This window comes from Flavobacterium sp. A45 (assembly GCF_002001005.1).
Taxonomy (GTDB): domain Bacteria; phylum Bacteroidota; class Bacteroidia; order Flavobacteriales; family Flavobacteriaceae; genus Flavobacterium.
Window position 1 is genome coordinate 1 of record NZ_MUNX01000099.1, and the last position, 18,478, is coordinate 18,478.

The following is an 18,478-nucleotide window of genomic DNA, read 5'->3' on the forward strand; positions in this document are numbered from 1 at the left end:
ACATTAAGGTAATATTTAAAAAGCTTCTTTTGGCAAACTGTAAAACAAACGAAAACATTTGATAGAAATTAATGCTAAAAGCGTAAAATCCGACTTAATTATCAATCAGAAGACATGAAAAATTAGTCTTAAATTGTATAAAAGATGACATCTCAAAATATACCTTTTTATATGCTGCTTTTGCAGTAATTTTGAATTCCTTAAATTCAGGTTTCATCACAAATTAAATTTTATCAGATACTGCCTAAAACAAAAAATGTGTCCCGTTTTATTAAACGGGACACATTTTTTTATGTGCTGTCTCTATGTCTGTTTATCAATTTGAAACAATCAGATAATTGATTTCTAACGGTTTCAGTATTCTGTCTTCGCTGACACAATCCACTAAAAATCGTAATTCCTCCAGTTCTTTTCTGTTAAGCAGAATAATAAAATTAGACTGTAAAGTCGGGATTGGAATTTTCTTCTCATAAATAGAGTGTTTATATTCGGTCTCCCAATAATCAGCGTCTATTTGATCCAAGTAATTAGAAAAACTGGTCATTTCTATACTGCTCAAATCAAATGTCAAATTGTTAAACAGCAATTGATACATATCTCTATGCTGGCAATATAATAGTATGCCGTTGGAAGTTCTGTTTAATACTTTTAGATTGCACATAAGCGTAATTCTTAATTATTTTATGAGAAATAAAATCTCGACTATTACCTGTTAGACTTGTCAAAAATTAAATTTAGATAAGAATTGCTTTGACTGCCGTAGGTTGATTATTCAAGGAATATTAATTTTGGGTAAAAATAGTATTTTTATTTAGAATAAATAAAAATAAAAATATATATTTGTTAAAAATGTCTTGATAGTAAACAACAAGCATAATCGATTTTTAGTTAGTTTTTATTGTTTTTGGAAAAAGGAGGCTGGGTTTATCCGGCCTCTTTTTGTTATTTTTAATCTTATTTAAAAAACAATTGATTTTTTATTTCTAATACTATTTAAACTTCAATATCAAATCATTAAATTTGCGCCTTAATTAAAGAGAAATACAATTATGTTCGATAATTTAAGCGATAAACTAGACAAAGCCTTTCATATATTAAAGGGACACGGAAAAATCACGGAAGTAAACGTAGCCGAAACTTTGAAAGAAGTTCGTCGTGCTTTACTCGATGCCGATGTTAACTTTAAAATTGCCAAAGATTTTACTACCAAAGTAAAAGAAAAAGCAATTGGTCAAGATGTATTAACAACATTACAGCCAGGACAATTATTGGTAAAGTTAGTCAAAGATGAGCTTACTGAATTAATGGGTGGAGATGTCGCAGGAATCAATCTTTCAGGTACACCATCTGTTATATTAATGTCAGGATTGCAAGGATCTGGAAAAACTACTTTTTCTGGAAAATTGGCTAATTATCTTCAAACAAAAAAGAATAAAAAAGTGCTTTTGGTTGCCTGTGATATTTATCGTCCGGCGGCTATTCAGCAATTGTATGTTGTAGGAGATTCTATTGCTGTTGAAGTATACTCTGAACCAGAAAATAAAAATCCAGTTGAAATTGCGCAAAATGCAATTAAACATGCGAAAGCAAATGGATTCAATGTCGTGATTGTCGATACTGCCGGTCGTTTGGCTGTCGATAAGGAAATGATGGATGAAATTGCCAAAGTGCATAAAGCTATCCAACCACAAGAAACTTTATTTGTTGTGGATGCTATGACAGGTCAGGATGCTGTGAATACTGCAAAAGCATTCAACGATATCTTGAATTTTGACGGGGTTATTTTAACCAAATTAGATGGTGATACACGTGGTGGAGCTGCTATTTCTATTAAATCGGTAGTAAACAAACCAATTAAGTTTGTAGGTACCGGAGAGAAAATGGATGCAATTGATGTTTTCTATCCAAATCGTATGGCAGAGCGTATCCTTGGTATGGGGGATGTTGTGTCGTTGGTGGAAAGAGCGCAAGAGCAATATGACGAAGATGAAGCCAGAAAAATCCAAAAGAAAATTGCTAAAAACGAATTTGGTTTTGATGATTTTTTGTCACAAATTCAGCAAGTGAAGAAAATGGGTAATATGAAAGACTTGGTAGGAATGATACCAGGTGCTTCGAAAGCGATGAAAGATATTGAAATTGAAGACGATGCTTTTAAGCATATTGAAGCCATTATCCATTCAATGACTCCAATTGAAAGAAGCAAGCCTGCAATAATTGATGTAAAAAGAAAAGCTAGAATTGCAAAAGGATCTGGGACAAAAGTGGAGCAAGTAAACCAATTGATGAAACAGTTTGAGCAAATGAGTAAAATGATGAAAATGATGCAAGGCCCAGGAGGAAAAAACCTGATGAAGATGATGGGCGGAATGAAAGGAATGCCAGGCGGAATGCCGAGATAAAATAAGAATGTTTAAGGTTTAAAGTTTCAAATAGATTGAAATTTTAGACCTTAAATTTTTTACATTAAACAGAGAATAATTATATAATTTGAGTTTCGCCTTTTAAACTTGAAACTTTAAACCTCAAACATTTAACTTTTTAAAAAATGCAAATACTAGACGGAAAAAAAACATCGCAGGATATTAAAAATGAAATTGCTACTAAAGTAAAAACAATGAAAGACAATGGGGAAAAAGTACCTCATTTGGCTGCTGTAATTGTTGGAACTGATGGAGCAAGTTTAACTTATGTGGGAAGCAAAGTACGTTCTTGTGAACAGATTGGCTTCGAATCTACATTAGTAAGTTTACCTGCCGATATTACCGAAGAAGCATTACTTGCGAAGATTAAAGAATTAAACGAAGATGATAATTTGGATGGTTATATTGTTCAGTTGCCGTTACCAAAACACATCGACGAGCAAAAAATACTGATGGCTATTGATCCTGAAAAAGATGTAGATGGTTTTCATCCTGCCAATTTTGGAAAAATGGCTTTGGATATGGAAACATTTTTGCCTGCAACTCCATTTGGAATAATGGAATTGTTAGAGCGATATAAAGTAGAAACTGCTGGTAAACACACCGTAGTTATTGGACGTAGCCATATTGTGGGAAGGCCAATGAGTATCTTGATGAGTCGCAAAGGTTATCCAGGTGATTCTACAGTTACACTTACGCATAGTAGAACCAAAAATATTGAAGAATACACTAAAAATGCCGATATTATCATCACAGCTCTTGGTGTTCCAAATTATCTAAAAGCCGATATGGTGAAAGATGGAGTTGTAGTAATCGATGTAGGTATTACAAGAGTGGAAGATGCTTCACATCCAAAAGGATATGTAATTACAGGTGATGTTGACTTTGATGGAGTAAGCAAGAAATCTTCTTTCATCACTCCAGTCCCAGGGGGAGTAGGGCCAATGACAATTGCGATGTTGTTGAAAAATACATTATTGGCAAGAGAAATAAGAAGCAGAAAATAATTTTTTTAGAAATATAGCATAAAACCTCAAACGAAAGTTTGAGGTTTTTTTATCTTAAGACTTTCATAATTTTCCGTACTTTTTTATTTTTTTAAAATTTAAAGAATACTTTTGCAAAACTTAAAATAAACAACCCCATGGACGATTATTATTCGGAAAGATTGAAAGAATAAAGCACTTGAAAAACATTCAAGATGCTATAACTTAACCTATAGAATTTTGAAATGAAAGCTTTTTACAAAAACAATAACGGATTAATCGAATCTAAAGAGTGGACTCCAAACTGCTGGATTAATATTGAATGTCCAACAGAAGAAGAAAAAAAATACCTGCTAGAAGAACTAAAAATTCCCGAGGAATTCTACAATGATATTGAAGATATTGATGAAAGACCCCGTATAGAAATTGAGAACGGATGGACTTTGATTATTATTAGAATCCCAGTAAGCACCAATAATGTAAAATTGCCTTTTAACACAATTCCGGTTGGAGTTGTTTTTAAAGGAGAAATTTGCGTCACCATTAGTTTTTATAAAACAGAAATGCTTTCTGATTTTGTAATCTACACTCAACGTAAAAATAAAAACATCAAAAATTATTTTGATTTGGTCTTGAAATTGCTTTTATCATCGAGTGTTTGGTATTTGAAATATTTGAAGCAAGTCAACCAAAAAATAAAATTAGCTGAAGATAATTTGGAGGAATCTATCAAAAATGAAGAATTACAAGCGTTGCTTCAAATTGAAAAGTGCTTGGTATTTTTTATGACCTCCTTGAAAGGAAATGATATTTTGCTTCATAGAATAAAGAATGTCAAATCCGAAAGAGATTCTTATGATCCGGATTTGTTGGAAGATGTTGAGATTGAGTTGCGTCAAGCGCAAGAAACAACTAATATTTATAGTGACATTTTAACAGGAATGATGGATGCTTATGCCTCGGTTATTTCTAATAATTTGAATGCTATTATGAAGCAAATGACTTCCATTTCCATCATTTTAATGATTCCCACTGTAATTGCTAGTTTGTACGGGATGAATGTCCCGAATAACCTTGAAGGTAATAATTATGGTATGACAATCATTATATTTGTTTCCGTTGTACTTTCTACTTTTGGGGTGTTTTTATTCAAAAGAAAACGTTGGTTTTGATATAACGAAAAAGCCGTTTCTATTTGTTGAAACGGCTTTTTTAGTATTTAATAATCTCCTCTTTTTTTAAATCGTGGATCGTCTCTTTTGATGAATTCGGTTCTTCGTTTTGGAGCTTCAGTTTTGGGTAAACTGGCTTCTTCGGTTTTGCTGGAAGGCTCTATTAATTCATTGAGTTCCTTAATCTCGGCATCGGTTAAGTCACGGTAGCGACCTACAGGAACATCTAATGAAATATTGATGATTCGAATACGTTTCAAAGCAGTAACTTCGTAACCTAAATATTCACACATTCTTCGGATTTGACGATTCAATCCTTGTGTCAAAATGATTTTGAAAATGTATTTGCTTATTTGTTCTACTTTGCATTTTCGGGTGATGGTGTCCAAAATAGGTACGCCATTCCCCATTCGCTCAATAAAACGGTCGGTAATGGGTTTGTTTACCGTTACGGTATATTCTTTTTCGTGATTGTTTCTAGCACGAAGTATTTTGTTGACGATATCGCCATCATTGGTCATGAAAATTAGGCCTTCACTGGCTTTGTCTAATCTTCCAATAGGGAAAATACGTTTTGGGTAATTGATGTAATCTACAATGTTATTGCGAACTTCTAGATTGGTGGTACATTCTATTCCTACGGGTTTATAGAAAGCCAAATAAACAGGTTTTTCGTTTTTCTCACGGATTAGTTTTCCGTCTATGCGTACTTCATCATCTGGTGAAACTTTTGTTCCAAGTTCTGGTACAACACCATTGATAGTTACTCGACCTTCTTCGATAAATTTATCAGCTTCACGGCGGGAACAATAGCCTGTTTCTCCTATGAATTTATTGAGGCGTTTTAGATTTTCTTCCATACTGCAAAAATAGTCTTTTTTTAGACTCTTATATTTTTAGATTATTAGAAAATGTTCGAATGTTTCCTGAAACTAAAAAATTAAAACCCTTTAGCCCCGATAGAAACGGCATCCCATCTTGTTTTTTCTACGAGATGGATATAGTGGATAGCGGGAATCCATGTCAATAAATAAGCCTATTCTTCGGCTTCAAATAAAAAACGATATATTTCTTGGTACAAATCATCGTCGTGCATGGAATGTCCTAGATCTTTGGTTGTGATGAAACGTCCTTTTTTCCAACCGCTTGCGATTTTTTGCCCTTCTTCAAATGCCACTACAGTATCATCGGTGTCGTGAGCGATTATTCCTTCGATTTTAATTTCTTTGGCAAATTTACCTCCAGAGAAATCCTCTAGTTTGAAATTGAAATTCTCTAAATAACGTTTTTCCAGAAGGCTGAACATTTTGCGATTGAGGCTCAGCATTTGGATATAATTGTCGATGAGCGTTTTTAAATCGGAAGGAGCGCCTAGAATTACCATTTTTTCAATGCTGCTTTCAGGGTGTAAATATTGATGATAAATGCAAGCTGCGCCACCTATGGAGTGACCGATAATGACGCTTGGGTTGTATTTTTTGACCGCTTTGTTGATGAACTCTGCATAGCGGGGAACATTGAATTCCTTACCGCTGCTTTTTCCGTGGGCGGGTGCATCTAAGGCGATGATGGTGCTTCCTGATTTTTGTAAATACGGAAGGGTTTTCTCCCAACGAGCCGAATTGCTTTCCCAGCCGTGTACCAAAAGGATTTTGGTATCATTCCCTTCCCAAGTGTAGGTTTGGAAATGGTGTTCATTGTGTTGGAAAGTTTCTTTAACGGTGTTTTTTAGAATTTCAGGAAGCCTGTCTTCTGAAATTTTACCTATCCTGGGGTTTGTAAAAAGAGCATAGGATAATTGCAACGCTTTTTTTGGATGTACCAAACTGAGCAGGTTGATGTATTGACCAACGGATTTGACAAGTAGAAACCGAATGCTTTTTTTTAGGCTCAAAATAGTGGGGTATAAAAAAAGTCCCGATTAGATCGGGACTCAGATTTTTTTAGAATTTAGAAAACAACTGTTCCATTTTCTCTCTTTCTTCTTCAGCCAAAACACTGTCGACTAAGATTCTTCCAGAGTGCTCATCAATTAAGATTTTCTTTCTAGAAGCAATTTCTACTTGTGTTTGAGGTGGAATTGTAAAGAATGATCCTGCTGATGCACCTCTTTCGATAGAAACAACTGCTAGTCCGTTACGAACGCTGCTTCTGATTCTTTTGTAGGCTACCAATAAACGATCTTCTATTAATGCTTCAAATTCTGCAGATTTCTCAGTTAAGAAAATTTCTTCTTTTTGAGTTTCGGCCATGATAGCATCCAATTCTGATTTTTTATGTTTCAAGTGAGATGATTTAGATTCCAATCTCTCTTTTGAAGAAGCAATTACTTCTTTTTTATGCTCGATAGAAGCTTTCATTTCTTTGATTTGCTTTTCAGCCAATTGAATTTCTAATTCTTGAAATTCGATTTCTTTAGTCAAAGAGTTGAATTCGCGGTTATTACGAACGCTTTCTTGTTGTTTAGTGTATTTTTTTACAGCTTCTTTGTGTTCGTCAATTGCATTCTTTTTTTCTTTGATAAGGTTTTCGATTACTTCTAATTCCCCTTTCAATTTTTCTGAACGAGTGCTTAAACCTGCAACTTCATCTTCCAAATCTTCAACCTCTAAAGGAAGTTCACCTCTAACGTTTCTGATTTCGTCAATTCTAGAGTCAATAAGCTGTAAATCGTAAATTGCTCTTAACTTGTCCTCAACACTTAATTCTTTCGTATTCGCCATATTCTATAAGTACTTAACTGGATTTGTATTTTCTTCCGATAAAATGATTGCAAAATTAAGGATTTTTTTTCTAAGATAATCAACAATATACTCTTTTGTATAGCGTTCACTTTCAAAATGTCCAATATCGGCCAATAAAAGTTGATTTTCGGCTTCATAATATTGGTGATATTTCAAATCGGCTGTCAAAAAAACATCAGCACCGGCTTGAATGGCATTTTTTATCGCAGAACTTCCTGATCCACCCAAGACTGCCACTTTTTTTATTTTTTTTCCTGTAAAGGCGGAGTGACGAATTCCGTTGGCTCCCATTTTATCTTTTGCATACTGAAGAAAATCCTTTTCATCCATTGGTTCTTCCAGTTCACCAATCATTCCCAGACCAATATGATTAAAGGTGTTTTTCATATTGTAGATTTCAGTAGCGACTTCTTCGTAAATATGATTTTCTCTTAATGCTTTTATGATTTTTGCTTCTAAATGCTTGGCATAAACAACTTCTATTTTAACCTCGGTTCCTCTAGACATTACGCCTCTTTCGCCAATGGTTGGTTCGCTTTTTTCGTTACCCTGATATGTAAAAGTTCCTTCGGAGTTGAAACTACATTTGTCATAATTACCAATGCTTCCAGCTCCAGCTTCAAATAAAGCATTTCGAACTTTTTCGGCATTGTCTCTAATGGTGTAGGTAACTAATTTTCGGATGTGGTTTTGTTTTGGGATTAAGATTTGAGTGTTTATCAATTCTAGAGTATCACAAAATATTTTATTAACTCCTTCTGGGTGATTGTCCAATGCAGTATGGACAGCATATATAGAAATATCATTCTTTATGGCTTTGAGAATAGCGCGTTCTACATAATTTTTTCCTGTTATTTTCTTTATTCCATTGAATAAAATAGGGTGAAAACAAACAATTAAATTGCATTTTTTGGCAACGGCTTCATCAATAACATTTTCTAAAGCATCGTGACATACTAAAATACCGGTTGCTTGTGCATTTTCATCTCCTATTATTAAACCTACATTGTCAAAATCTTCGGCGTATGCCAATGGAGCCATTTCTTCAAGAACAGAAAGAATTTCTTTTATTGTACTCATTTTTTTAATCTTTTCGGGGTATTTATGAATCTGTATTTTAAAAATTAATAACGTAATTTATTTGAAAATAATCTGTAAAGTTGTTATTAGTTTGTTTTTAATAATTTCCGTTCAAAGATAAAATATTATACTTTCGTAAAATGAATTTACTGCGAAAAATATTGTTTCCATTTGCCATTTTGTATGGCTTTATTACCAGTATTCGGAATTTTTTTTTCGATGTAGGGATTTTGAAATCTTATCCTTTTGATTTACCCGTTATTGCTGTGGGAAATCTAAGTGTTGGCGGAACGGGAAAAACACCTCAAATTGAGTATTTGATTCGGTTGCTTTCGGATAAATATAAAGTAGCGACTTTAAGTAGAGGCTATAAAAGACAATCAGAAGGTTTTATTTTGGCTGATGAAACTTCAAATGCACTACAGTTGGGCGATGAACCTTTTCAGTTTTATCAAAAATTCCCTAATATTAAGGTCGCAGTAGATGCCAATCGAAAGAATGGAATTGAGCAATTGCTTTCCAATTCGAATCCACCCGAAATTATTTTATTGGATGATGCTTTTCAGCACCGAAGAGTAAAAGCTGGATTTTATATTATGCTTACTTCTTATGGAGATTTGTATTGTGATGATTTTATGTTGCCTACCGGGAATTTAAGGGAGAGTAGAAGAGGAGCTCAAAGAGCCAATATTGTTATTGTTACAAAATGTCCTTCAAATCTTTCTTTGGACGATCAAAATGCCATAAAAAAACAACTGAATCTTTCCTCAAATCAAAGTTTGTTCTTTACCTTTATTGACTATGATGATGTGGTTTATTCTAACGAAAAAACAATTAATGTAGCTGAAGTAAAAAGTATGAACAAGATACTTTTGGCAGGGATAGCAAAGCCAGAATCGTTTTTTGCCCATTTGAAACAAGGGAATGACGAATGTTTGACTTTTTCAGATCATCATCATTTTAGCGAAAGCGAATTACAAGAAATTAAGAATAAAGCAAACGATAAAATTATCGTAACAACCGAAAAAGATTATGTACGATTGAAAGGAAGTATTTTAAGTGAGCAGCTATATTATTTGCCTATAAAAAGTTCATTCCTTTCCGATGGAGATAATTTTGATAAAAATATTTTGAATTATGTGGGACAAAGTACAAGAAACCGTTAGTTATATTAAAGAAAAAATAAATTTCGCTCCTGAATTTGGAGTGATATTAGGGTCAGGTTTGGGAGGATTTACGAATGACATTGTAATTGAGCATACATTGCCTTATGCGGAAATTCCAAATTTTCCTGTTTCTACGGTTCAAGGGCATAAAGGCGCTTTGGTTTTTGGTACTATTGGAAGTAAAAAAGTTATGGCAATGCAAGGGCGTTTTCATTTTTACGAGGGATATTCCATGAAAGAAGTGACTTTTCCAGTTCGTGTAATGAAGTATTTAGGTGTTGAAAAATTAATAGTTTCCAATGCATCTGGAGGTGTAAATCCAAATTACAAAGTGGGTTCAATTGTAATTATCAAAGATCATATTAATTTTATGCCCGAACATCCTTTGAGAGGAAAAAATGATGAACGTTTTGGACCAAGGTTTGTGAATATGAGCCAACCGTATTCAGTTGAAATGATTGCTAAGGCTAAGACAATAGCAAAAGAATTAAATATTGAAGTTCATGATGGAATTTATTTTGGACTGCAAGGACCAACATTTGAAACCTTGTCCGAATATAGAATGGTTAAGATTTTGGGTGCCGATTGCGTAGGTATGTCAACTGTGCCTGAGGTAATTGTAGCTCGTCATATGGAATTGGAAACCTTTGGTGTTTCTATTATCACTGATATGGGCGATGAGGAAAGTATTCAAACCATTTCGCACGATGAGGTTTTGGAAGCTGCTAAAAATGCAGAACCCCATTTGCGTAGGCTTATCAAGGAGTTGATTGTAAGGGTTTAGGAATTGGTAATGTTTTGGGCAATGATGGTATAAAAATCCTCGGCTACAAATGGTTTTGTAATTACATCTGTCATGCCAAACGAAAGTAGCATCTCCCTGTTTTCATTTAATGAAATGGCAGTAAGGGCAAGTATAGGGGTTTTGGTGTCAAACTCCCTAATTTGTTGGGTTGCGATTGTACCATTGATTCCAAGCAAATGAACATCCATTAAGACCATATCGAATGTGTTGTTTTTTAGCACTTGAATTGCTTCTTCACCATTGTCTAAAATGGTACATTTCATTGCTTTATTGGTCAGCATTTTTTGGGTAATCATTTGGTTGATTTTATTGTCTTCAACCACTAATATTTTTTTGTCTTTGAAGATTTCCGGATTATAATTTTTGATTACAACTTTATTCGGAAGGGGTCTCTTGTCCACTTTGAAATTCAATTCAAAGGAGAAAGTAGAGCCTTCTCCAACAATACTTTTTAATCGTATTCGTCCTCCTAGGATGCGAACCAGTTTTTTTACAATAGTTAATCCTAATCCTGTACCTCCAAACTTTCTATTGATTTCTACAGAGCCTTGTGAAAAACTTTCGAAGACTGTTTTTAATTTATCTTCCGGAATTCCAATTCCTGTATCGGTAATTTGAAAAAAGATAGTCGCATTATCATTTTGATGTGATCTCAATCGAGTAAGAACACTTACGGTTCCATTATTGGTAAATTTTAGTGCATTGTTGATTAAATTCATGAAAATTTGAGACAGTTTTGTAGGGTCGCCTATTAAATTTTCTGGTATGGCTGGATCTATTTTGAGAATAAATTTGTTATTGTTTATGGTGGCAATTTCTTTGAGTGAGTTTTGAATATCGCCCAATAATTGTTTGAGATTAAAATTAATATACTCTATTTCTAATTTGTTGGATTCAATTTTATTTATTTCTAGGATATCATTAATGAATGTAGTTAAGTAATTTCCTGAAAATTTTAAGGATGACAAATAGTGCATTTGCGATTTTTTTGGATTTTCTTCCAATAATAGGTGTGTAATCCCGTTAATCGCGTTTAGCGGAGTTCGAAGTTCGTGACTTACGGTCGATAAAAATTCGGATCTTGCTTTTGAAGCTTCTTCGGCTTTGTTCTTGGCTGCAATTAATTCATTATTTTTTTCTTTCAATAATGAATTGGTTTGATTACGAATAACGTTATTCTTGTATAATGATAAACTCAATAGAGACAATATTGAAATGATCGCAATGGCTAGAATACTGATAAGTTTAGAAAACTTATCGGCCTTTTCTTTTTCCTTGTTTTCTTTTTCTAATAATAATTCTTCTTGTTTTCGTTGGGATTCTTTAAAAGTTTCATAGTCGTTAATGCCTAGTTTTTCCTCATTTGCAAGAATAATGCTCTCTTTCAGGTTCAAATGTTTTTTTAAATAAATGTAGGCAGAAGATTTGTCTAGTAATTTATCGTAAACAGTGCTTAATGACAATAAAATATTAGACTTTTGATTCAGGTTTTTGGTTTCTTTGTTTAATTCTAAAGCCCGGTTAAAGTAATTCAAAGCCAAATTGTATCTTTTATTGTTGGCTTCAATCGTTCCCATTTGGTAAAAGGCTTCTGCTTTTGAATTTATTAAAACAGAACTATCAGGTTTTGCAATGATATCGTTGAAAAGGATTGAGGCTAAAGCGGTGTCACCTCTAGTTTTTGATAGTACTCCTTTTTGTAGCCTGATTAAATCTGCTTTATCCTTTATTTTTAATTTTTTTTGAATTTCTTCGGTCTTGAGAATAGAGCTTTCGGCTAGGATGTAATTTTTTCTCTCTACGCAGGAAAGGCTTATGTAGTAATAGGCTTTAGCGACTCTTTCGTTGGGCTCTTTAGAAATACTGTTATATAATACAATGCTTTTGCTTAATAATTCGATAGCATCATTGTGGAGATGTAAGTCAAAATATATTTTGCCTAATTTATATGTTTGGGCAGCTTGTGCTTCAATATTTTTGATTTTTTTGCAATAATCAATTGATTTTTGAGTGTATGATAGTGCTTCTTTATAATTATTGTTTTTGATATTCTCTGTTGCCAATTTGGAGTAATAAGTAACGCTGTCTACTTTGTTTCCAATTTGAGAATGGAGTAGTGAATGAAAAAAAACAGTAAATAATAAAAAGTATTTCATGTTTGATGGTGTTTTTTACTATTGTTTAGTAATAAAATCAAATCTATGATTCTGGACGAATACCCAATTTCATTATCATACCAGCCTACCACTTTTACCATTTTATCGATTACCGAGGTAAGTTGGGAATCAAATATACATGAATTTTTATTGCCAATTACATCTACAGAGACAATAGGGTCGTCTGTGTACTCTAAAATCCCCTTCAGATTGGTCTGTGAGGCCAACATAAAAGCGTTGTTTATCTCTTGTATGGTGACAGTTTGCTTTACATTAAAAGTAATATCTGTCAAAGAACCGTCAGGAACTGGTACCCGAATTCCGCAACCACCCATTTTGCCGTCCAAAGATGTAAAAATTTTAGTCAATGCTTTTGCAGCTCCTGTTGTTGTAGGAACAATGGATTGGCTTGCACCTCTTGCCCTACGCAAATCTTTATGGGGTTGATCGTGCAAGCTTTGATCGGTTGTAAAGGAATGTATAGTAGTGATGTAGGCTTGTTCAATTCCGCAAAGCTCTTCAATTACTTTAATCATCGGAGCTGCATTATTGGTGGTGCAGCTGGCATTGGATATAATGGTTTCTGTCCCGTCAAGAATGGATTCATTAACCCCTAAGACCACAGTTTTTATATTATCCACTTCAGATGGCGCTGATAGAATTACTCTTTTGGCACCAGCCAAAACATGGGCATTTATTTCTTCAAAAGTTTTGTATTTACCAGTAGACTCTACAACAAAATCAATGTCAATGCTTTTCCAGTCTAGGTTTGGAATACTTTTTTCGTGGAAAAATAAAAAGTGTTTTCCATCAACCATAATTCCTTTTTCATCATGGCTTACTGGGACGGGTAAAACACCGTGAATGCTGTCGTATTTAACCAAATGGGCCATTGTTTTTTTATCTGCAATGTCATTTATGGCAACTACTTCTATAGTGGGATGGTTTAAAAGCAAACGAAATAAATTTCGCCCAATTCTTCCAAAACCATTAATCGCAATTCTTGTTTTCAATTTTTTGTTGATTTGTTTAACCGTTTAATCGTTTAACCAGTTCGACACTTAAACGAATAAACTTTTTTATAAAATATGCTTTTGTGCTTTGTATGAAGATCGAACCAATGGACCACTTTCTACATGGCGGAAACCTAATTCCAAACCGTATTTTTCATATCGCTCGAATTGCTCGGGTGTTATGAATTCTTTTACGGGAAGGTGTTTTTTACTTGGTTGTAAATATTGACCGATAGTTACGATGTCAACATTCGCAGCACGTAAATCACGCATGGTTTGAAAAACTTCTTCTTCTTGTTCGCCAAGACCCAGCATAATTCCAGATTTGGTTCTGTTAATGCCTTTTTCTTTTAGGTATCTCAAAACTTCTAGGCTTCGGTCGTATTTGGCCTGTATACGTACTTCACGAGTCAATCTTCTAACAGTTTCCATATTGTGTGAAACTACCTCAGGATTGGCTTCTACGATGCGGTCAATGTTTCTTTCGATGCCTTGAAAATCGGGAATCAGGGTTTCTAGAGTTGTGTTTGGATTCATTCTTCGAATGGCTTTTACGGTTTCGATCCATATAATTGATCCGCCATCTTTCAAATCATCTCTATCAACACTAGTAATTACAGCATGTTTAATGTTCATGATTTTTATAGAGCGAGCCACTTTTTCAGGTTCATCCCAATCCACAGTTTCGGGTCTTCCAGTTTTTACACCACAAAAACCGCAGGAACGGGTACAGACATTTCCTAAAATCATAAATGTTGCCGTCCCTTCTCCCCAGCATTCTCCCATATTTGGGCAACTTCCGGAGGTACAAATGGTATTTAAGCTATATTTATCTACCAAACCACGAAGTTCAGTATATTTTTGTCCTATTGGGAGTTTTACCTTCAACCATTTTGGCTTTCCAACAGGTAATGTGTTATCTAAAACAGTTTCCATATTTCAATTTTCAGAGTACAAAGATAAGCAATGTAGTTTTAGAATTTGAGTTACCTATTTATGAATTTTGACAAAACTTGTTTGGTTATCAAGTCATTTTTTATGTTTTCGTATTAAAAAATAGTTTTTTTGCTAAATTAATTAGGTATTAAATTTTAATGATTAAAATAAAACGAAATTCGGTTGTTTTTAAAGTTGTAGTATATTTGCCCTTTAAAATAAATAAAATTAAAGATGAATACAAAATCATTATTATTAGGTGCTTTTTCAATATTGTTTGGGGTTTATACATCTCAGGCACAAATTAATTTTGGTGAAAGAGCCTTGGGAGCTGTTCAAAAAGGAATGACAGGATTTACCTTTAGCGATGCCGATGCTGCTGCTTTATCCAAACCGGCAGTTGATAAAATGGATGCCGAAAATAAAGTGGCAGGTCCAACAGATCCTTACGCTATTCGTTTGGCAAAAGTTTTTGGAAAATATACGAAAGGAGAATTTTATACCTTGAATTACAAAGTGTATCTAACCAAAGATGTTAATGCATTTGCAACAGCCGATGGAAGTGTGCGTGTTTATTCAGGTTTGATGGATATAATGGATGACAATGAATTGATAGCGGTTATTGGTCACGAGATAGGTCACGTTCACAATCATGATTCCAGAGATGCGATGAAAGCTTTGTATCAAAAAGAAGCTTTGATTGATGCTGCAGCTTCACAATCTAATAAAGTTGCTGCTGTTACCGACAGTCAATTGGCTAAAATAGGCAGCGCAATGATTGATAGTAAATACAGTCGTAAACAGGAATCAGAAGCTGATTTATTTGCTTATGAGTTTATGAAAAAAAATGGGTATGATGTTAATGCAGAAGAATCTGCTTTTAGAATATTGGCCAAAATGAGCGAGGGTACTCAAAGTTCATTTATAGATCAAATGATGAGTTCACATCCTGATTCCAAGCTAAGAGCCGATGAAGCTAAAGCAAGAGCTGAAAAAGACGGTTTGTATAAACCTTATGTGAAGAAAGTGGCTGTAAAAGCTCCGGTAAAGAAAGCGACTACAGCCAAAAAAACTACTGCTAAAAAGAAATAATCATTATCATTGTCTGATAAAAAGAGAAAGCTGAACTTTAAAAGTTCAGCTTTCTCTTTTTATACTATAAAAATTCTATCTAATTCGGTTGTATTGTAATTGGTAAATTATAGGAAGTTCGAACCGCTTTGCCTTCAAACATACCCGGAGACCACTTGGTTTTTAAGGATTTCAAAACACGAATGGCTTCAGCTCCTAGACCATAACCAGGGTCTTTTAAAACTTTTATATCGGTCATGCTTCCGTCTTTTTCAATAACAAAAGAAACGCTTACACGAATTGCATTCTCGGTTTCCAAATCCGAACTATCAAAATTATTACCAACATAAGTGTAGAATTTTTTGATTCCACCTGGGAATTCAGGCATTTTGTCGACTGCATTGCTAGGTAAAATAGTGTTCTCAGTAATTCCTGAAGTACTCGTAACAGTTGTGCCGGTTGAAGGAGTTGTACCAACTCCTGTGCCGCCTGTACTTGCTGTACTGGAATCAGTAGTGCTTTTGAGTTCAGTATTAGTAGCGATTTTTTCTGTTGTTGCCAATGCGGCTTGAACGATTACTGGATTTATAAGTTGTGCATTGGTGTTAATGTCTGCAGTAATTGGACTTTTAACTTCAGGCATTGGAGATTCTTCTGTTTTTGTTGGCGGTACGTAAGGTTCGAATTTAGTAACCACTAACGTCTCTTCGGGGATTAATGGCTCAATCATAGTTTCTGAATTGGGATTGAGGTGGTTGTAAATCGTAGGAATGCTAATGGCAGCAGTCAAAAGTGATACCCCCATAAAGAGCGCAAAAAAGGATGTCTTGGTGTTTTCCTGACGTAAATGATACGCGCCGTATTCTTTGTTTCTGTTTTCGAATACAATGTTAATCCAACTGGTTTCGAAGAGGTTTAGTTTAGACATAATTTATGGATTTAATGGTTAAGTAGTGATTAAATCATAAGCCAAAGTAATTTAAGTTTCTAACGCAAATAACAGGAATTTTAGTATGTGTAAATATGGTTTATTTTCAACAAAAAAGTTAAATAGATGTTGTTATAAGTAAATGTAAGAATATTTATTAAATAAAACTATAATTATTTAACAAATTAAATTCTGTTAATGTAATTTGATTTTGGCGACTATGATAGTGCCTTGAAGTTTGTTTTTTGGACTATTGTTCAGTAAATTTTTATTGAAATTATCGTCTGTTTTGGATAATTTCAGAAAGCAATTTTTTGGCACGAAGTAATTTAATCTTGACATTACTCAAGGGTTCGTCTATTTTATTGGCGATTTCCTGATAACTCATTTCCTGAAAATAACGTAGCTGAATCACTTCTTGATAATGAGGTTTCAATTCCTTGATGAATTGTAATAATTGGGAAAGATTTTGCTCAGTAATTAAAACGTCTTCAGCCGATGGAGTGGTATCAGCAACATTGTAGGCAGTTTGGTCTTCTTCGTCTGTGATTTCAATAAAAAGACTCGATTTTTTTTTGCGGATCAAATCGATATGCACATTCTTGGCAATAGAGATTAACCAGGTGTTGAATTGGAATTCAGGATTGTATGTGGCTATTTTGTCAAACGCTTTGGAGAATGTTTCAATGGTAATGTCTTCGGCTGTGGTTTCGTTTTCGGTGCGTTTTAGCATAAAACCATAGACTTCATTCCAATAGTAATCCAATAGAAAAGTAAAGGCAACTTGATTTCCTTTTTTTGCTTTTTCTATTTGTTTGCTTATTTCCAATGCGCAGGTTTTGAAAAAATGTTGGTTACAAAGACATTAATTTGAGTGAATATAAGTATAATTTCTATAATAGGATACCAATACATCACATCTTTTTCTTTTAATTTTCCGGCGGCAAATCCGATTACAATCCAAGTAACCAAATATCGGAAACCAATGAGGCTTAAAACCAAGATCCATTGAAATTGAAAAATCAATAATACGATTGGAGTCAATAAGAACAATAATTGCGAACTAAAGAAAAGTCCTAGTTGTATTTTGTCAAAGGCTTTATAATGTTTCGCAGTGGCAACGTGTCTTCTTTTTTGGGTGAACCAATCTTTAAAAGTTGTTTTTGGAGCCGAGTAAGTAAAACTTTCTGGAGAATAGCAAATTGTGGTATTGTCCGAATCGGCAGCTTGATTAATGAATAAATCATCGTCACCGGAACGAATTTGGATATGATCGATAAAACCGTTTACATTGAAAAATTCTTCTTTTTTGTATGCCAAATTACGACCGACACCCATATAAGGTTTACCTATTTTAGCCCACGAAAAATATTGAACAGCCGTAAGCAAAGTTTCATATCGGATGATTTTATTCAAAAAGGAATTGGCGATTTTTTCGTAGCCTCCATAACCCAAAACAATAGTCCTTTGTTTTGTAAACTGAGAGCTCATCGCAGTAATCCAATCTTTCGAAGTTGGATAACAGTCGGCATCAGTAAACAATAAATGTTCTTTTTTGGCTGCTTTTATTCCTAGGGTCAAAGCATATTTTTTGTTTCCCCAAAAAGCTTCGTTGTTTTTTACTTTAACTAATTTTATGTTCGGATATGTTTTTTCAAACTCTTCAAATATATCCAAAGTGTTGTCACTCGAAGCATCGTCAATAAGGACGATTTCGAAGTCGGGATAATTTTGTTCGACCAATAAAGGAATGTATTTAGCAACGTTTTCTTCTTCATTTTTGGCACATACAATAACTGAAACCGGAATGTTTTTAGCCTCAATTTCCTGTGCTCTGGCAAAAGAAAATTTTCCAAAAACAATGAGATAATAAAAAAGTTGAATGACAACTATTGCAATAAAAAAGTATAAAGTAAAGGTTAGCATCATTGTATTTTTTTGGCTTTTAAAAACGATTGCAAAGGTAATTAGCAATTGTCAATTATCAATATAAAATCA

General features: G+C 33.9%; 17 protein-coding genes. 6 read left to right on the forward strand and 11 right to left on the reverse strand.

All coding sequences use genetic code 11. The features are described from left to right. Positions 1-316 precede the first annotated feature (316 nt). Entirely contained in the window at positions 317-661 is a 345-nt protein-coding gene (locus B0E44_RS12185) for a DUF6686 family protein (RefSeq protein WP_124019326.1), read from the reverse strand. Between the two features lie 388 nt (positions 662-1,049). Here B0E44_RS12185 and ffh point away from each other — a divergent pair, with 388 nt between their 5' ends. The 3 genes from ffh (at position 1,050) to B0E44_RS12200 (ending at position 4,581) form a co-directional block, all read left to right on the forward strand. After that, positions 1,050-2,402 carry a signal recognition particle protein gene (gene ffh, locus B0E44_RS12190; RefSeq protein ID WP_077375394.1) on the forward strand — a complete coding sequence of 451 codons (1,353 nt, stop codon included), beginning with the start codon at positions 1,050-1,052 and terminating at the stop codon, positions 2,400-2,402. 146 nt (positions 2,403-2,548) lie between these two features. Continuing rightward, entirely contained in the window at positions 2,549-3,430 is an 882-nt protein-coding gene (locus tag B0E44_RS12195) for a bifunctional 5,10-methylenetetrahydrofolate dehydrogenase/5,10-methenyltetrahydrofolate cyclohydrolase (protein ID WP_077375396.1), read from the forward strand. A gap of 224 nt (positions 3,431-3,654) precedes the next feature. Beyond that, positions 3,655-4,581: a magnesium transporter CorA family protein gene (locus tag B0E44_RS12200; protein WP_077375398.1), complete on the forward strand. Its 927-nt coding sequence runs from the start codon at positions 3,655-3,657 to the stop codon at positions 4,579-4,581. A 47-nt stretch (positions 4,582-4,628) separates the two neighbouring features. Here B0E44_RS12200 and rluF read toward each other — a convergent pair whose 3' ends face one another. The 4 genes from rluF to B0E44_RS12220 form a co-directional block, all read right to left on the reverse strand. Further along, the gene (gene rluF, locus B0E44_RS12205) at positions 4,629-5,441 is read right to left on the reverse strand and encodes a 23S rRNA pseudouridine(2604) synthase RluF (RefSeq protein WP_077375400.1); all 813 of its coding nucleotides are present in this window, start codon (positions 5,439-5,441) and stop codon (positions 4,629-4,631) included. A gap of 176 nt (positions 5,442-5,617) precedes the next feature. Continuing rightward, on the reverse strand, positions 5,618-6,475 hold the full coding sequence (locus tag B0E44_RS12210; RefSeq protein WP_077375402.1) for an alpha/beta fold hydrolase: 858 nt from the start codon (positions 6,473-6,475) through the stop codon (positions 5,618-5,620). A gap of 49 nt (positions 6,476-6,524) precedes the next feature. Further along, on the reverse strand, positions 6,525-7,304 hold the full coding sequence (locus B0E44_RS12215; protein WP_077375404.1) for a zinc ribbon domain-containing protein: 780 nt from the start codon (positions 7,302-7,304) through the stop codon (positions 6,525-6,527). A 3-nt stretch (positions 7,305-7,307) separates the two neighbouring features. After that, complete coding sequence (locus B0E44_RS12220) at positions 7,308-8,405, reverse strand: Nif3-like dinuclear metal center hexameric protein (RefSeq protein WP_077375406.1); 1,098 nt, start codon at positions 8,403-8,405, stop codon at positions 7,308-7,310. Between the two features lie 140 nt (positions 8,406-8,545). Between B0E44_RS12220 and lpxK the strand changes: the two genes are divergently transcribed. Continuing rightward, complete coding sequence (gene lpxK, locus B0E44_RS12225) at positions 8,546-9,571, forward strand: tetraacyldisaccharide 4'-kinase (protein WP_077375408.1); 1,026 nt, start codon at positions 8,546-8,548, stop codon at positions 9,569-9,571. After that, a complete protein-coding gene (locus B0E44_RS12230; protein WP_077375410.1) occupies positions 9,543-10,355 on the forward strand; it encodes a purine-nucleoside phosphorylase in 813 nt (270 codons plus the stop codon). The genes lpxK and B0E44_RS12230 overlap by 29 nt, the downstream gene beginning before the upstream one ends. Here the strand turns inward: B0E44_RS12230 and B0E44_RS12235 are convergent. The 3 genes from B0E44_RS12235 to lipA form a co-directional block, all read right to left on the reverse strand. Continuing rightward, positions 10,352-12,532: an ATP-binding protein gene (locus B0E44_RS12235; RefSeq protein ID WP_077375412.1), complete on the reverse strand. Its 2,181-nt coding sequence runs from the start codon at positions 12,530-12,532 to the stop codon at positions 10,352-10,354. The two genes, B0E44_RS12230 and B0E44_RS12235, sit on opposite strands and share 4 nt — an antisense overlap. Beyond that, positions 12,529-13,545 carry a type I glyceraldehyde-3-phosphate dehydrogenase gene (gene gap / locus B0E44_RS12240; RefSeq protein ID WP_077375414.1) on the reverse strand — a complete coding sequence of 339 codons (1,017 nt, stop codon included), beginning with the start codon at positions 13,543-13,545 and terminating at the stop codon, positions 12,529-12,531. Before gap ends, B0E44_RS12235 begins: the two co-directional genes overlap by 4 nt. A 66-nt stretch (positions 13,546-13,611) precedes the next feature. Beyond that, positions 13,612-14,481: a lipoyl synthase gene (gene lipA, locus B0E44_RS12245; protein ID WP_077375418.1), complete on the reverse strand. Its 870-nt coding sequence runs from the start codon at positions 14,479-14,481 to the stop codon at positions 13,612-13,614. 234 nt (positions 14,482-14,715) lie between these two features. On the opposite strand from lipA, the gene B0E44_RS12250 reads away from it, so the two are divergent. Next, positions 14,716-15,573: a M48 family metalloprotease gene (locus B0E44_RS12250; protein WP_077375421.1), complete on the forward strand. Its 858-nt coding sequence runs from the start codon at positions 14,716-14,718 to the stop codon at positions 15,571-15,573. A gap of 79 nt (positions 15,574-15,652) precedes the next feature. On the opposite strand, the gene B0E44_RS12255 is transcribed toward B0E44_RS12250, so the two are convergent. The 3 genes from B0E44_RS12255 to B0E44_RS12265 form a co-directional block, all read right to left on the reverse strand. Further along, positions 15,653-16,480: an energy transducer TonB gene (locus B0E44_RS12255; protein ID WP_077375424.1), complete on the reverse strand. Its 828-nt coding sequence runs from the start codon at positions 16,478-16,480 to the stop codon at positions 15,653-15,655. Positions 16,481-16,757: 277 nt separating this feature from the next. Further along, a complete protein-coding gene (locus tag B0E44_RS12260; RefSeq protein WP_077375427.1) occupies positions 16,758-17,309 on the reverse strand; it encodes an RNA polymerase sigma factor in 552 nt (183 codons plus the stop codon). Next, positions 17,300-18,406 (reverse strand): glycosyltransferase, encoded by a 1,107-nt coding sequence (locus B0E44_RS12265; protein WP_077375693.1) that lies wholly within the window; start codon positions 18,404-18,406, stop codon positions 17,300-17,302. The genes B0E44_RS12260 and B0E44_RS12265 overlap by 10 nt, the downstream gene beginning before the upstream one ends. Positions 18,407-18,478: the final 72 nt, after the last annotated feature.